A 15,276-nucleotide genomic window follows, 5' to 3' on the forward strand; every position below is an offset into this window, starting at 1 on the left:
CGGGAGTTTGCATGCATACGGTAAGAAGAAAATTAAATTGAAATGATAATACAAAGTCCCGCTTCCATGGAGCGGGACTTTTTTTATAGTTATAATTACACAAGATGAAAAAGATAGCCATACAAGGAGTTCCGGGCTCGTACCATGACATCGCAGCCCATAAGTTTTTCAAGGACGAGGAAATCGAACTGATTTGCTGCAACACGTTCGAAGACGTGTTCGACACCCTTCGGAAAGACAGCAGCGTCATCGGAATGATTGCCATTGAAAACACGATTGCCGGAAGCCTCCTTCACAATTACGAGTTGCTCCGAGACAGCGGGGCAACGATTATCGGAGAACACAAACTGCGCATCAGCCACAGCATCATGTGCCTGCCCGGAGAAGACTGGAGCACACTGACCGAAGTCAACTCCCACCCGGTGGCACTGGCACAATGCCGGGATTTCCTGCAGCATCACCCGCAACTGAAAGTAGTAGAAACGGAAGATACCGCAGGCAGCGCACGCGACATCAAGGAAAAAGGCCTGAAAGGACATGCCGCCATCTGCTCCAAGTATGCCGCCGAACTTTACGGCATGAAAATCCTGCAGGAAGGCATCGAGACCAACAAGCATAATTTTACCCGCTTTCTGGTGGTATGCGACCCCTGGATGGCCGACGAACTGAAAGACCGTTCGAAAATCAATAAAGCCAACATCGTCTTTTCATTGCCACATAGCGAAGGAAGCCTCTCGCAGGTGTTGTCCATCTTTTCATTCTATCACATCAACCTGACCAAAATACAATCGTTGCCCATCATCGGAAGGGAATGGGAATACCTGTTCTACGTGGACGTCCTGTTCAACGATTACCTGAGATACAAACAATCCATTGATGCAGTCATGCCATTAACCAAAGCACTTAAAATTTTAGGAGAATATGCAGAAGGAGAATCAACCATATAAAATAGAGCCGGCCAACCGGTTAAGCAGTGTCAGCGAATATTATTTCAGCCGGAAGCTGAAAGAAGTGGCACAGATGAATGCCGAAGGAAAGAACGTCATCAGCCTGGGAATCGGAAGTCCCGACATGCCGCCTTCGGAAGAAACCATCAACGTGCTGTGCGAAAATGCCCGCAAGCCGGACGCACACGGTTACCAACCCACCGTGGGAATACCAGAACTACGCAAGGCCATGGCCGACTGGTACAAGAGATGGTACAACGTAGATCTGAATCCGGCTACGGAAATCCAGCCGCTCATCGGTTCCAAGGAAGGAATCCTGCACGTCACCCTGGCACTGGTCAATCCGGGCGACCAGGTGCTGGTTCCGAATCCGGGATACCCCACTTATACTTCACTAAACAAAATTCTGGGAAGCGAAATCGTGAACTACAATCTGCGGGAAGACAATCATTGGCAACCCGACTTCGACGAACTGGAGAAGATGGATTTGAGCCGGGTGAAAATCATGTGGACCAACTATCCGAACATGCCGACAGGCGCCAATGCCACGCTGGAGCTTTACGAAAAACTGGTCGACTTCGCCCGCCGTCACCAGCTGGTGGTAGTGAACGACAACCCCTACAGCTTCATCCTGAACCGTAAGCCTCTCAGCATCCTGAACATTCCGGGAGCCAAGGAATGTTGCATCGAATTCAATTCCATGAGCAAGAGCCACAACATGCCGGGCTGGCGTGTGGGCATGCTGGCCACCAACGCCACCTTCGTGCAATGGATTCTGAAGATAAAGAGCAACATTGACTCCGGCACCTTCCGTCCCTTGCAACTGGCTGCCGCTCAGGCTTACCGCAACAGTGCGGAATGGCACGAAGAAGCCAACATCCAGACCTATGCACGCCGACGGAAACTGGCCGAAGAAATCATGTACACCCTGGGATGTACCTTCGACCCGGAACAAGTAGGCATGTTCCTTTGGGGACGCATCCCCGACGCTTACGCCGATGTGGAAGACCTGACCGAAAAGATTCTTCACGAGGCCCGCGTCTTCATCACTCCGGGATTCATCTTCGGGAGCAACGGAAAACGCTACATCCGCATCTCACTTTGCGCCAAAGAACCCCAACTGGAAGAGGCCCTGAAACGCATTCAAGCAGTTATGAACAAATAAACATTACAAAAATCAAATACTACCATGGAACAATTGGATTTATTACCCATCGAACTGGAAGGTGTTTCTCAGGAACGCCCTCTGATTATTGCAGGTCCCTGCAGTGCTGAAACCGAAGAGCAAGTCATGACTACGGCCAGAGCCTTGGCCGACAAAGGCATCAAGATTTTCCGTGCCGGAATCTGGAAGCCCCGCACCAAACCGGGAGGCTTTGAAGGTATCGGCGTGGAAGGACTTTCCTGGCTGAAAGAGGTGAAGAAAGAAACCGGCATGTACGTGGCCACGGAAGTAGCTACGGCCAAGCATGTGTACGAATGCCTGAAAGCCGACGTGGACATTGTATGGATTGGCGCACGTACAACTGCCAACCCGTTTGCCGTACAGGAAATTGCCGATGCCCTGAAAGGTGTAGACATTCCGGTATATGTGAAGAATCCGGTCAACCCGGATCTGGAACTCTGGATTGGCGCCCTAGAACGCATCAACAATGCAGGACTGAAACGTATCGGAGCCATCCACCGCGGATTCTCTTCCTACGACAAAAAGATATACCGCAACCTGCCGCAGTGGCACATCCCTATCGAACTGCGTCGTCGTATTCCGAATCTGCCTATCCTTTGCGACCCGAGCCACATCGGCGGAAAGCGTGAACTGATTGCTCCGCTCTGCCAGCAGGCCATGGACCTGGGATTCGACGGACTCATCATCGAATCACACTGCAATCCGGAATGTGCATGGAGCGATGCCGCCCAGCAAGTGACACCCGACATCCTCGACTACATCCTGAACCTGCTCGTAATCCGTTCGGAACACCAGACCACGGAAAACCTGAACGAACTGCGCCGCCAGATTGACGAATGTGACAACGAACTGATGGACATACTGGCCAAACGTATGCGAGTGTGCCGGGAAATCGGAACCTTCAAGAAGGAACACAACATGACCATCCTGCAAACCGGACGTTACAACGAAATTCTGGACAAGCGAGGCGCACAAGGCTCACTCTGCGGAATGGACCCGGATTTCATCAAACAGGTGTTCGAGCTGATTCACGAAGAAAGTGTCCGTCAGCAAATGGAAATCATCAACAAATAAGCACGGGAGCGAGAAATGAAGATATTGATTTTAGGAGCCGGAAAAATGGGCTCCTTCTTTACCGATGTGTTGAGTTTTGAACATGAAGTGGCCGTGTACGATGTCAATCCCCAGCGCCTGCGTTTCATGTACAACTGCTACCGTTTTACCCAACCGGATGAAATCAAGGAATTCCAGCCGGAACTGGTCATCAATGCCGCCACGGTGAAATACACCCTCGATGCGTTCAACCAGGTGCTTCCGCTCCTGCCTAAAGACTGCATCATCAGCGACATCGCTTCCGTGAAAACCGGACTGAAGGAGTTCTACGAGCACTGCGGTTTCCGTTACGTGTCCACTCACCCGATGTTCGGTCCCACGTTTGCCAACCTTGACAAACTGAGCACCGAAAACGCCATCATCATCAAGGAAGGCGACCATTTGGGCAAGATTTTCTTCAAAGACCTCTACCAGCGTCTGAAGCTGAACATCTTTGAATACACGTTCGAAGAACACGACGAAACCGTGGCCTACTCCTTGTCCATCCCGTTCGTATCGACCTTCGTGTTTGCGGCCGTCATGAAACATCAGGATGCTCCGGGTACCACCTTCAAGCGCCACATGGCCATTGCCCAAGGCGTGCTGAGCGAAGACGATTTCCTCTTGCAGGAAATCCTGTTCAATCCCCGCACGCCGGCACAAGTGGAAGGTATCCGTACGGAACTGAACGAACTGCTGGACATCATCAGCCGGAAAGACGCGGAAGGCATGCATGCCTATCTGACCAAAATCCGAAAGAACATCAAATAATAAACCGAAAGAAGGCCTCAAACCAAAATTACGAAAATAAAAATCCTCCTGCCTTTAGCCATAGAATGCAAGACAAACCAAAGCTAAAAACAGGAGGATTTTTATATAATCACTAATAGATTCCTTTTATCTCCAATTATCTCCAACAGATATTCATCTGCAATCAGAAGCGATATCCTACCGTCAGCAAGAAAGCCAGGTTCTTGTTACTTTCATCTGCAAAACTGTCCTTAATCATATTGGTAAATCCGTACTGTCCGGTCAAGTTAATCAAATAATGGTCGTCCAGTTCAAACCCGATACCATACTGCAACCCTACAGCACAGCGATTCATCATGGCCTCATCACTGTTACCAACCTTTTTAAACAACTTGGTGCCTATTTCTGCCCCACTAGATTCGACAGTCATTTTTCCACCCAAGCCAAATCCTACATACGGACCAAAGTTAACCACAAAACGATTTTTCTCTGCAATATTTATCTTTACAGCTGCCAGCAACGGAATATCCAGATACACCGGATTTATCTTTGCATCGACTCCTTCCTCACTTGTCTTACAACCCTTGCTGGTAAAGTTTAATCCAGACTGGAAAGACCACATTTCATTAAAAGCATAATCCATACCTACTCCCAGCGTATAACCCACTTTCATATCCGCCTCGCTGTTCGTGATGTTCGCCATTGACATACCTCCATGAATGTCAAATCTTGCTTGAGAATAACCTGCAATAGCCAGCAAGCCCAATAACAAAGTCAATAATGTTTTTTTCATAGCCTATAAATCTTAAGTTACGTTTCTGTCTCCTTCGAAACAAATTCATTTATTTAAAGAAACATAGAGACTCGCCATTCGGCCATGTTTCCATTCACCAAACTCTAAACCTTTCTAAATATAAAAAATAAGTGTTCCTTTTTGTTCATTTTCACTAAAAACAGACCAGAAAATAAATAAAAAGGAACACTTCTATTTTTAAGTTCTACGCTTTACAGCTTGATTTTCTTCGATACCTTCTTCGATTCATTATGCAGGCGGTCGAGTGCAGTCACCACATAACGGTACTTCGTTTTGCCGTCTTCATACGGCAGCTTATAAAATTCATCGTGCGTGATAGCCACAATGTGAGAGGGGTCATTCAAATTCACCTTCTCTTTATTACCGAAACGATACACCACATAATGATAAGCCTTGTCCATCTCCGTCTTGGCTTTCGGTGCCGTCCAGAACAGAATGTAACCGTCTGCTGTCCACACTGGCTTCAGCTTGCGTACCTTACCCGGAGCCTTGTCGTCCATGAACGGCGAAGTAGGAAGCAACGCCGGATATTTGTGGTATTCTTTCACCAGCATATCCCGGTAATGCCCCTTGTTCTCTACCACAGCCGCCGCATACCACTGGCAACTTCCCTTTACGGTCGGCAAAGAACGCTGCAAATTGTACTTGGCCGGTATCTGGCTCTGGTTCGGATTCATCAAATCTGCCTTGGATACCGTACGCACTACATCCTGACCGATATACAACGGACGGGCAGCTGCGTGACGTGCCCACCAGCGAATCAACGTCTCATAATCCGCTGCCGGGTGTCCGATTTCCCAGTAAATCTGCGGGATATTGTAGTCCACCCAACCATTGTTCACCCACAGCAGCACATCGGCATACAAGTCATCGTAGTTCTGCAATCCGTTGGTTTCACTTCCGTTCGGATCGTTTTTCCGGTTCCGGTAAATCCCAAACGGAGAAACCCCGAACTTCACCCACGGCTTGCATTCACGTACCGTTTCATGAATCTCCTTAATCAGAACGTTCACATTGTCCCGGCGCCAGTCGGCCCGACGGGTAAATCCACGGCCATACGCGGCAAAACTGACATTATCCGGAAAATCCTCCCCCGGATTCGGATAAGGATAGAAATAATCGTCCATGTGAATGGCATCCACATCGTAACGGCTCACAATGTCGCGCACAATCTTGCAGATATATTTTCTGGATTCCGGCAATCCCGGATCGAAATACAGCTGTCCGGCATACTGCACGAACCATTCCGGATGCTGGTTATAAGGATGCATCGGCGACAACGCACCCGTACCCTTCGTCTTGGCCCGATACGGATTGATCCACGCATGAAGCTCCATGTTCCGCTTATGACATTCCTCAATCATGAACTGCAACGGGTCCCACATAGGCGAAGGAGCCTTTCCCTGCACACCGGTCAAAAAGCGGCTCCACGGTTCGTATGGCGATTTATACAATGCATCCGCTTCCGCCCTCACTTGGAAAATGATGGCATTGATGCCGGCTTTCTGCAAATTGTCCAACTGGCTCACCAACACCTTTTTCATCTTCTCCGTAGGCATTCCTTGGAACTGTCCATTCACACACTGTATCCATGCTCCGCGGAACTCCCGCTTGGGATAACGCACCTGCGCATGCACGCTGCCTGCCCACAGGCTTCCCAGCAGGAGCAGCCACATCAATAGTCTAGTCTTCATATCTGTAAATTTTATCATATCCTTTTCCCTTTCCGGACAATTGCCCGATTAAGCCGCAAAGATAATGAATTAATGCTTTAAAAGCAGATACCGTTGCATAATTATAGCCGCAGTTCTTTCAAAATCTACCATTTACCTCCCTATCCACATCTGCCTGTCCCAATAAGAGCAATCGGACAGGCATAATTCTTCAAAATACACCCACATAAAAGGATAAACTTCAGGATAAATTCTCTGTTTCACACTGTGGGATATAAGAACCACAGTGTGGGATATATATTTCACACTGTGGAACACAAAAACCACACTGTGAAACAGAGAAAAAGCAAAGACATACAGAAAAAGAGAGAACTACCACTGGATTTATGGATTCCCGACCAAGTTACTGACAGCTCAAAAATACGACAATCTCTATTGTGAAACAGGATATTATTCTAATTATCAAACAAATAAATACACGAATGAACAAATATAATCTTTGGCATGTGAATTATTTATTATATTTTAGCAGTATTGAAAAACACGGATAAATATTTTTGTAAAAAAATGGACACATTTTCATTTATATTGACCATATAATCAGCCATATACAGCTTATTTACAGTTGTATTTCTGCACATTTTCAGCTATTCTACAAGACAAAAAGCACCCGCTTGCCGAAAGGAACGAATGCCAAAAGTAGAAAGCACAAAAGATATTTACAGCCCGATATTGCTATGCAGAACCTCCCCCGGCAGACAGGCCTCACCCCTATAGCTGTCGGGACACATCAATGAAATTTATTGCGCTAAGTCCAATATTTGAATAATAGCCTACATACAGAGAGAAAAAACAAAAACTTTTTTCAACCTCAAACATCAATCAGAATGGCTCAATAGGGCTTGTATAATTAGCACACACAATATACTTTGACAAGCAATTTAAACAAAAAGAAAAAAAACGCCATCATATATACACGAAAGGACAAAACTTCGCGGAAAGGTTCATTGATTAGTAGAATCATAAAATTTGTCTATTTACATTTTGTAATTTGTCTCTTCATGAATAAACGCAATAATCTATATTTAGACAAGCAAAACAAGCCAAATGCGGCTAACTTTACATCACGATGCTAAGGGAACAAAATCCTTTAACACCAAAGAGATAGAAAACATATTTTTAATTAAACTTTTAAGAACTATGAAAAAAAGAGTCTATGGAGCCCTGATCTTGGGAAGTTTACTTCTCACAGGGGGTATGGTAACTTCTTGTTCAGATTACGATGATGACATCAACTCTTTGACACAAAGGGTTGACGCAATTGAAGCATCGGTAGCAGACCTGAAATCTGCAATTGAAAATGGGAAAACCATTAAATCTGTTACGTCAATAGAAAATGGATTTGAAATCGAATTTTCTGACGGTCAAAAGTATTCAATCAAAAATGGAGAAAATGGCACTACGGGAGATACGTGGACTATTGGCTCTGATGGTTATTGGTACAAGAATAATAATATAACAGAATGGAAAGCTGTTGGAACAAATGGAGCCGCCGGAGAAAACGGTCAATATTATGTTCCCAATACAACAACTGGCTGCTTTGACATCTATAAAGATGGCGAAAAGGTTGAATCTACTGATATCAGCTGGAAGAGTGGTAGCATGTCAGCTGTATTTAATGGCACCCAGTTAACTTTATCAAATGTTGATTTAGGCAATGGGGAAACTGGCGATATAAGTTTTAATGTAGGTGTACAGCTTGGTTCTGTTGCTTTCATCCCAGAAGTTGTCAGCAATGAGGTACCTTATCCAACTACAACGGATGAGTTCTTACACTTAGCAACTTATTTAGATGAAACCAAATATGACCCAACAACAAGAGCATTCAGCCCTCAAGCTGGTTTTGATAAATCTAATATTATTGAAACTGCATACCGATTGAACCCAAGCAATGCAAATATTCAGGACGCAGTTTTGGCATTTATCAATCGCCAAGTTGCAACTCGTTCAGCTGCTGATAAAACGAGTTTATTGAATTGTGCAGATTATACTTGGAATGATAAAGAAGGTACTGTTTCTGTTAAGACAACTATCAATGCGAGTGCATTAAGTACAGATAACAAAGAATCAGATATCGCAGCATTACAAGTATGGGCTGGTCAGAATCCTGTTACATCAGACTATATTTATGTAGAATCAACTCCGATAGATGTCCTGTTAGCAGATAGTATGGCAACATTGAATGCAGGCTCATTCAAAGGCTTCTATCCACGTACCAAGAGTATAGCTAAAGGTGAATCAAGTGATTTTATCCAGGAATTCGTAAAACTAACAGATGCTACAAACTTCGATTTCTATTATAACGGTAGTATCGATTTGAAGAAGCGTGCTGGATTGTACTCTAGCAAAAAAGGTGAATTCATCTCTGATTTAGGCTTTACAGGAATGAGTTACGAATTCTCACTTCCGGAAGAATACAAAGCAAAAGATGATCAAAATACAAACCAGCAATGGTATGTTAAAATGGAAGATGGTGTAGTTTCTGTAAACAAAGATCATCTTACTGAAAGCTTAATCCCAGCAATTGGAAAAACTCCTGTTGTCCGTGTAGATGCTTTCCTGACATCAAACGCAGGTGTGAAGAGATTAGTTGCTTCATCTTATATTAAACTTAACATAGTTGAGACTATTGAAGAAGGTGAAGATCAACCAGATATCACAGGAAATATCGGTAATGAAATGGCATTTGCATATAATAATTTAACAAGTGCTACAACAAAAGTTGGTGAAATGCCGTGGACAGAAGTAAACAACGTCATCTATGGTAAGACAAACTTAACTTCAAAAGAGTTCTGGAAGTATTACGGAGGTAAAGACGATGTTTATCAAATCCAAGTAACTACAACTAATAAGGCTGGTAATACTGTAACTCTCATCAACCAGCAGGGTAACGCCGATGAATTAGTTTCATTTAACAATAGTGGTATTTACTTTGATATAAGATTGAACAACGTAGAAAGCACTGAAACTTCTAACATTAAAGTTAGCATCAACAACTTGGTTAAGACTCAAAACACTTATAAAGATGTGAATGGTAAGGGAGCTGAATACAAAGTAACTATTACAATCCCATCTGACAATATCAAGGCAAGAGGTAATGTCGTTTTAACCCAGACATTCTATGTAAAAGAAACTTGTGCAGCATTCAACTTGAACCCATTGTATAAAGAAGGTGAAAACACAATCGTTGTCAAAGGTCAGTTGAATCCGAGTGACAAATGGGAAATGTCATCTGTTGTAAGTGAACATTTTGAAAAGCTAAATGGTAAAGATATCTTCAACTATTACGCAACAACAGCTCCTAATGCATTAACTACAAATGGATTGACATTTGAATGGGCTACAGGCGTAACTGGAGTTACTCCAATGGGTGAACAAGCACAAGACTTCACTGTAGCATTGGATGGTGCAATGACTACTGCCGAGTCTATTAAGAATATGACATACCAGATTGAATTAGTTAATGGTGAATATTGCAACTACAATTACAATATTAAATTCATTAATCCGTTCGTTGGTGTAAACGGTAATAGCATTAAAGTTTATGGTAATGGAGTAGGAGAAAATACAGCAGATGTTGCTACAGAAGTATTAGTCAACGACTTAGAAAAAGATGCTATCTTCCATTATGTTGGAACAGGATTAACATTGACATCTAAAGCAACAAATACTTATCATGTAGATAAACCTACTGTAAAATACGCATTCGATGAAACAAATGCAGATTACCAGACAATTATTAAGAATATGTCAGCTGGATCTATCTTGAATGTGGATGCTTCAACAGGTAAATTTACATGGAAGAATGAAGGAGCTAGATTGACTAAAGATTATACATTACATGTAATTGCAACTATTACATTTGCAGACTTGTCAGAAGTTCAATGTGTAATCCCTGTTGTATTGACAGCAGAAAAATAATTAACAGCCTAATTCATTAATTAGCAAAGGAGGGAGGATGGCATTGTCATTCTCCCTTTTTGCTTAAAAGATTAGCCTATGAAAGCCAAAAGACAAATTATGGCAATTATGCTAGTAGCTAGTACATTTGCCGCAACAGCCCAAACCAGCAATCAATCTTCCCTGCAAATCAAGGAAGAAGGAAAGACTGAGTTTGTTCCTCACTGGTTTATGCAAGTACAGGCCGGTGCCGCACATACCCGTGGTGAAGCAAAATTCGGGGATTTAATCTCTCCGGCAGCTGCCATCTACGGGGGCTATCAGTTTACACCGCTCTGGGGACTGCGTGTCGGAATAAGTGGTTGGCAGGCTAAAGGAGGATGGGTTGCCTATAATCAGGTATACAAGTACAATTACCTGCAAGGAAACGTAGATGCCACATTGGATTTGAGCAATTTGTTCTGCCACTACAATCCAGACCGTTTCTTCAATGCATACCTGTTTGCAGGTGTGGGTCTGAATGGAGCGTTCAATAACGATGAAGCTGTTGCATTAGCCAACAAAGGCTATGAATTGCGTTACCTATGGAAAGACAACAAAATCAGCCCAGTAGGTAGATTCGGATTAGGAACCAACCTGCGACTGACTTCAAATCTGTTCTTCAACATTGAAGTAAATTCCAATATACTGTCGGATAAGTTCAACTCAAAGAAGGCGGGTAATGTCGACTGGCAGTTCAACGCACTGGCCGGATTTACAATCAAGTTCGGAAAGACTTCGCGCAAGACAGAGCCAGTATATTACGAACCCACTCCGCAGCAACCGGCACCTCCTGTCAAGGAAGAGCCGAAACAGGTGCAAGAGCCGGCTCCTGTGAAAAAAGAAAAGGTCAGCATGACAGAAAACATCTTCTTTGACATTAACTCGTCTAAGATACGTACATCAGAAGAACAGAAAATTGAAAGACTGGCAGAATTCATGAAGAACCATGCGGACTGCAAAGTTACAATTTGTGGTTATGCAGACAAGCAGACAGGTAATGCAGATATCAACGAACGTCTTTCTAAAAAACGTGCAGAATCTGTGGGTGCGATGTTGAAAGATAAAGGCATTGACAGCCAGCGTATCATAATAGACCACAAAGGTGATACGGTACAGCCATTTAGCACAATAGAAGAGAACCGTGTAAGTATCTGTATAGCTGAATAAGCTCCATTTAACTCTTCATAACATGCAAAAGGGGTGTCACTCTCCCTCTCGTAGGGAGATGAGGGCACTCCTTTTCTTAATATCACCAAGGTTGACAAGAAGGGAATAATTCTTGGTACTATTTCTGGAAATTCAACGCCGCCGGGAAACCATAAAGCCCCACCATCTTCTGTATTGCCATCATAGCTTCAATGATAGTCAGTTTCCATAAAGTCATGTGCAATAATCTGACCCTGGGCATTTTTCCTTATCGCCCTTTCGCTCCCTTTCTGCTTTACGGTTATCCCTCTATTTTCCGCCTTCTCTTCCATCCTTAGATATTTTATACGGTCAATTTTTTCCTCGTGGTCCCTGAACTTAAACAGGCATACATCCGGGGCTTCCTTCCTTAAACCCACAAGCTTGAACTGGTAATGCTTCTTTGTATCATATACTTCCAGTATAAGCCCTGGCAGCCCGTTGAATTTCCAAGGCCCTTCACTTACAGCAATTTCCGGTGTGAACCAGGCTTCATAATCACGGCCATGATAGTGACAGGTCGCCAGTTGACAGGCATACCCTTGAATGGTTCTGATACTGTCCCGAAGAACCCAGTCCTGTGGTACATATTCTCCCTCTATATGACAATTAACGATTCCATTTGTGGTGCCAAGCATCACCTGTGAGGTCATCTTACCCTTCGGATAATTCTTATAAATATAGTCATGCAGGATTCTGGGTATGGGCAAAGAGGCATAGTCCCTTTTTCGGATATTCCCTATCATCATTTCACCCCATATTTTGCGTCCTGTGGGATCGTAGAACAAGGAATCATTATAAAACATGGGGTAACCGTAACACTGGCTGATTGTTTTCCCGATACGCAAGATCACTGTAAGCATTTGTTAAACTACAGGTATTGAACTTTATATACAACAATAGCGACTGTCACTATAAACCTAATAGTTGCAGTCGCTATTATTTTATTGAACCTATATGTTGCAGTCAGCACCGGTTGCCGGCTTCCTCCTCTTGTTTTGTCAATGCACTTTCCGGATGTTGCAGCTTCCATTTATGTGGAAGCAGTTCCAGCAGTTCCTCATGAGTAGCCTTTTTGTGATAGGGCATTCGGGCGATGACATCATTCAGATAATCCCTTGGGTTTACATCATGTGCCTTACAGGTGGCCAGCAGGGAACAGATGACCGACATATTAGCCGCTGCCTCATGGTTGCCGCAGAAGAGGTAATTTTTCCGTCCCAGAGTAATCGGCCGGATGACATTTTCAGCCAGATTGTTATCCCAGAGCAGGCGTCCGTCCTCCAGACATCCCATCATGTTGTCCCATCGGGTATAGGCATACGTGATGGCTTTCCCGATCTGGGAATTGGGGCTGTACTTGATTCCTTCCGTTTCCATCCACACTTTTATGGTATTCATGACAGGTCCGGCCAGTTCCCGGCGCTTCGTCTTCCGCTCGTCGTACGACAGGCCCGCCTTATCGCAGCAGTGTTCAATCCGGTAAATATGCTGTATCTGGGTCAGGCCATGTTCGGCCATCTCCCGGTTTTCATCCAGAGCCTGTTCAAAATGACGGCGGATATGCACCAGGCAGTTGAGCAGCCGCACGTCGGGGTTGGTTCTGAAGGCTGTCTCATAGCCTGCAAAACCGTCGCATTGAAGATAACCCTTGAAGTGATATTGATTTGCCAGGGATTCGATGACCGCTCCGGCACGCGATCCCTGGTCGTAATGGAAGATGACCAGTTTCTTCATGACCGACCTTACCATCCACAGGTATTCCTTGTCGGCCCTGTGCTTTTCCTTGTTGATGACCGGAACAGTGGTTTCGTCCGCCTGTACATAGTCGCAGGAAAAGACTTCCTTCTTGAGCTCCTCATACAGAGGCCTGAGCAGCTCCACCGTTTTTTTGAACCATCCGTCCAGCGTACTTTCCGTAAGGCCTTTCATCCCAAGATGCCGGTACTGCTGTATCTGCCGGTAGAACGGGACGTGATATTCATACTTCTGAAGCAGTATCTCGGCAAGCAGGCTGGTGTCGGCGATGCACTTGTCGACGGGCATCAGCGGCATGGGGGCAATCTCCACGCCTTTCTGCCCTGCGGGAGGAAGCCGGGTGCTGTCCTTGAGCGCATATTTGGGACGGATAATTTCCTTGACATAGAGCATCCCCGGTTTGTGCTTGACCACTTTGGTTACCTCTTCGCCAATCCTACGATATAAGGACAGGTCCACACCGGCCGGCTCTATAACCTCGGTTTCGAGTATGGGCAGATCCTCTGTCATTTTGCGGTTCTGACGCTTCTGCTTCCGGACTTCCACCAGTTCCTTTTCTATCTGCTCCACGGCCCCGTCACGCTTTTCTTCCGCCTGATGCCGGAGTCCGGCAAACTCTTCGGCAAAAAGGTCGGGCATATCGGGATTATATACGGGAAGCTTTTCTGTCTTACGCCCAAAGAGCTGGCGGTTCAGCCATGCAATCTGAGCCGTCAGCTCTTTGATTCGTTCCTGCAGATTCTTAATCTGTTCCGCCTGATCCTTATTAGTGGCAGACAACGAAGCAATGGAGGCATTCAGCCCTTCTATCGTCTTGAGCAGTATATCCTTTTCTTCCATTGTCCGCATCTGTTTTGTTTATGTAAATATACTAAATATAAGCGGATTACACAATAATATCCGCACTTTTGTTCACTCCGGAAGCATATTATACATGATATTCCTTGCGCTCTGCCCTCAGGCGCCGGAGCCTCTGCTGCGGATTTTCCTGAATGCCCTCGACCATCATCACCAGGTCGCGCCATTCCATGGGATAGCTGTTTGATTGGGGATCGTACTCCGGCAGTTTGAAGCGGCCCGCCTCCAGGCGTTTTACATACATCACCATACCTCCGTCTTCTGCATGAAGCAGTTTCATGAGCCTGCGGCTGGAACCGATGAAGATGAAGACATCCCCGTTCTTCACTTCGCTGTTCATCTTCTCATGTACCACTCCGCACAGCGAACTGATACCCTTGCGCATATCTGTCCTGCCAGGACACAGGAAGTAGCGCATCGTGTCGTTCAGGTTAAACATGGCCGCCTCGAAGACTTTGGGTGAACAGCTCCATCAGTATCTCTTCTGACCCGTTCCCGAAGTGGGCACGAAGACCGTTGGGAAACAGAACGGACACACCATGCGGCACTTGTCCTTCAGGGGACGATTCCATGACTGACTGTTTAAGACTGATGGGAACCAGCTCCTGTTTAACACTGTTCCTGTCAACCGAACATTTTCTACGCCAGTAATGATAGGTTGAATAACTTATACCTATCTGTTGTAGGTACGACTTCAACGGCAGGCCGCTTTGTTGTACCTGTAATTCCAATTCTTCAAATTCCAGTCTATTCATAATAATTGAGGTTTGATTGTATTCGCTGCCGCAAAGCTACAATCAAACCTCAAGGTGTAAAAGGTGCATTTGTCCGAATGCTTACAGATCACTCTTTCGGTAGTGACATCCGTACCCAACGTATCAGTCTGTTCCGTACAGTCGTATTCACACTCCATTATGGATGGTTCCAATGCTTGGATATATCTGTCAATCTGCCCCCACACACTGGTGCAGCCCATTAAAATAAAAAGCGTCAATAATGTTCTCATCATCA

General features: G+C 45.0%; 13 protein-coding genes. 7 read left to right on the forward strand and 6 right to left on the reverse strand.

All coding sequences use genetic code 11. The annotated features are described in order from the left end of the window. Positions 1-104: 104 nt before the first annotated feature. The 4 genes from BQ7480_RS12960 to BQ7480_RS12975 are packed head-to-tail and all read left to right on the forward strand — an operon-like array spanning position 105 to position 3,996. A complete protein-coding gene (locus BQ7480_RS12960) occupies positions 105-947 on the forward strand; it encodes a prephenate dehydratase (protein WP_022354602.1) in 843 nt (280 codons plus the stop codon). Further along, a complete protein-coding gene (locus BQ7480_RS12965; protein WP_072543197.1) occupies positions 922-2,112 on the forward strand; it encodes a pyridoxal phosphate-dependent aminotransferase in 1,191 nt (396 codons plus the stop codon). Before BQ7480_RS12960 ends, BQ7480_RS12965 begins: the two co-directional genes overlap by 26 nt. Positions 2,113-2,136: 24 nt before the next feature. Then, entirely contained in the window at positions 2,137-3,207 is a 1,071-nt protein-coding gene (locus BQ7480_RS12970) for a bifunctional 3-deoxy-7-phosphoheptulonate synthase/chorismate mutase type II (RefSeq protein WP_072543198.1), read from the forward strand. 15 nt (positions 3,208-3,222) lie between these two features. Beyond that, a complete protein-coding gene (locus BQ7480_RS12975; RefSeq protein WP_072543199.1) occupies positions 3,223-3,996 on the forward strand; it encodes a prephenate dehydrogenase in 774 nt (257 codons plus the stop codon). A gap of 163 nt (positions 3,997-4,159) precedes the next feature. Here BQ7480_RS12975 and BQ7480_RS12980 read toward each other — a convergent pair whose 3' ends face one another. Next, positions 4,160-4,768 carry a porin family protein gene (locus BQ7480_RS12980; protein WP_072543200.1) on the reverse strand — a complete coding sequence of 203 codons (609 nt, stop codon included), beginning with the start codon at positions 4,766-4,768 and terminating at the stop codon, positions 4,160-4,162. Positions 4,769-4,980: 212 nt separating this feature from the next. Further along, positions 4,981-6,483 (reverse strand): glycoside hydrolase family 10-like protein, encoded by a 1,503-nt coding sequence (locus tag BQ7480_RS12985; protein WP_072543201.1) that lies wholly within the window; start codon positions 6,481-6,483, stop codon positions 4,981-4,983. Between the two features lie 1,179 nt (positions 6,484-7,662). Here BQ7480_RS12985 and BQ7480_RS12990 point away from each other — a divergent pair. Next, the gene (locus BQ7480_RS12990) at positions 7,663-10,443 is read left to right on the forward strand and encodes a PL29 family lyase N-terminal domain-containing protein (RefSeq protein ID WP_072544030.1); all 2,781 of its coding nucleotides are present in this window, start codon (positions 7,663-7,665) and stop codon (positions 10,441-10,443) included. Between the two features lie 78 nt (positions 10,444-10,521). Next, positions 10,522-11,631, forward strand: coding sequence for an OmpA family protein (locus BQ7480_RS12995; RefSeq protein ID WP_083581823.1), 1,110 nt, complete (start codon positions 10,522-10,524; stop codon positions 11,629-11,631). A 188-nt stretch (positions 11,632-11,819) separates the two neighbouring features. Here BQ7480_RS12995 and BQ7480_RS13000 read toward each other — a convergent pair whose 3' ends face one another. The 4 genes from BQ7480_RS13000 to tnpA all read right to left on the reverse strand — a co-directional run bounded on the left by BQ7480_RS13000 (position 11,820) and on the right by tnpA (position 15,020). Then, on the reverse strand, positions 11,820-12,512 hold the full coding sequence (locus BQ7480_RS13000) for a GLPGLI family protein (RefSeq protein ID WP_072543202.1): 693 nt from the start codon (positions 12,510-12,512) through the stop codon (positions 11,820-11,822). Positions 12,513-12,615: 103 nt separating this feature from the next. Then, positions 12,616-14,247, reverse strand: coding sequence for an IS66 family transposase (tnpC, locus tag BQ7480_RS13005; protein WP_072543203.1), 1,632 nt, complete (start codon positions 14,245-14,247; stop codon positions 12,616-12,618). 88 nt (positions 14,248-14,335) lie between these two features. Further along, the gene (tnpB, locus tag BQ7480_RS13010) at positions 14,336-14,704 is read right to left on the reverse strand and encodes an IS66 family insertion sequence element accessory protein TnpB (protein ID WP_022233133.1); all 369 of its coding nucleotides are present in this window, start codon (positions 14,702-14,704) and stop codon (positions 14,336-14,338) included. Next, entirely contained in the window at positions 14,697-15,020 is a 324-nt protein-coding gene (gene tnpA, locus BQ7480_RS13015) for an IS66 family insertion sequence element accessory protein TnpA (RefSeq protein WP_072542632.1), read from the reverse strand. The genes tnpB and tnpA overlap by 8 nt, the downstream gene beginning before the upstream one ends. A gap of 77 nt (positions 15,021-15,097) precedes the next feature. Between tnpA and BQ7480_RS17900 the strand changes: the two genes are divergently transcribed. After that, on the forward strand, positions 15,098-15,244 hold the full coding sequence (locus BQ7480_RS17900; protein WP_154670766.1) for a hypothetical protein: 147 nt from the start codon (positions 15,098-15,100) through the stop codon (positions 15,242-15,244). Positions 15,245-15,276: the final 32 nt, after the last annotated feature.

The sequence above is a fragment of the Bacteroides mediterraneensis genome (assembly GCF_900128455.1).
GTDB classification, from domain to species: Bacteria; Bacteroidota; Bacteroidia; order Bacteroidales; family Bacteroidaceae; genus Phocaeicola; species Phocaeicola mediterraneensis.

Coding starts and splice junctions, on each gene's coding strand:
- BQ7480_RS12965 (WP_072543197.1), top strand. CDS start 922: ATGCAGAAGGAGAATCAACCATATAAAATAGAGCCGGCCAACCGGTTA.
- BQ7480_RS12980 (WP_072543200.1), bottom strand. CDS start 4,768: ATGAAAAAAACATTATTGACTTTGTTATTGGGCTTGCTGGCTATTGCA.
- BQ7480_RS12970 (WP_072543198.1), top strand. CDS start 2,137: ATGGAACAATTGGATTTATTACCCATCGAACTGGAAGGTGTTTCTCAG.
- BQ7480_RS17900 (WP_154670766.1), top strand. CDS start 15,098: ATGCTTACAGATCACTCTTTCGGTAGTGACATCCGTACCCAACGTATC.
- tnpA (WP_072542632.1), bottom strand. CDS start 15,020: ATGAATAGACTGGAATTTGAAGAATTGGAATTACAGGTACAACAAAGC.
- BQ7480_RS12990 (WP_072544030.1), top strand. CDS start 7,663: ATGAAAAAAAGAGTCTATGGAGCCCTGATCTTGGGAAGTTTACTTCTC.
- BQ7480_RS12960 (WP_022354602.1), top strand. CDS start 105: ATGAAAAAGATAGCCATACAAGGAGTTCCGGGCTCGTACCATGACATC.
- tnpC (WP_072543203.1), bottom strand. CDS start 14,247: ATGGAAGAAAAGGATATACTGCTCAAGACGATAGAAGGGCTGAATGCC.
- BQ7480_RS12975 (WP_072543199.1), top strand. CDS start 3,223: ATGAAGATATTGATTTTAGGAGCCGGAAAAATGGGCTCCTTCTTTACC.
- tnpB (WP_022233133.1), bottom strand. CDS start 14,704: ATGTTTAACCTGAACGACACGATGCGCTACTTCCTGTGTCCTGGCAGG.
- BQ7480_RS13000 (WP_072543202.1), bottom strand. CDS start 12,512: ATGCTTACAGTGATCTTGCGTATCGGGAAAACAATCAGCCAGTGTTAC.
- BQ7480_RS12995 (WP_083581823.1), top strand. CDS start 10,522: ATGAAAGCCAAAAGACAAATTATGGCAATTATGCTAGTAGCTAGTACA.
- BQ7480_RS12985 (WP_072543201.1), bottom strand. CDS start 6,483: ATGAAGACTAGACTATTGATGTGGCTGCTCCTGCTGGGAAGCCTGTGG.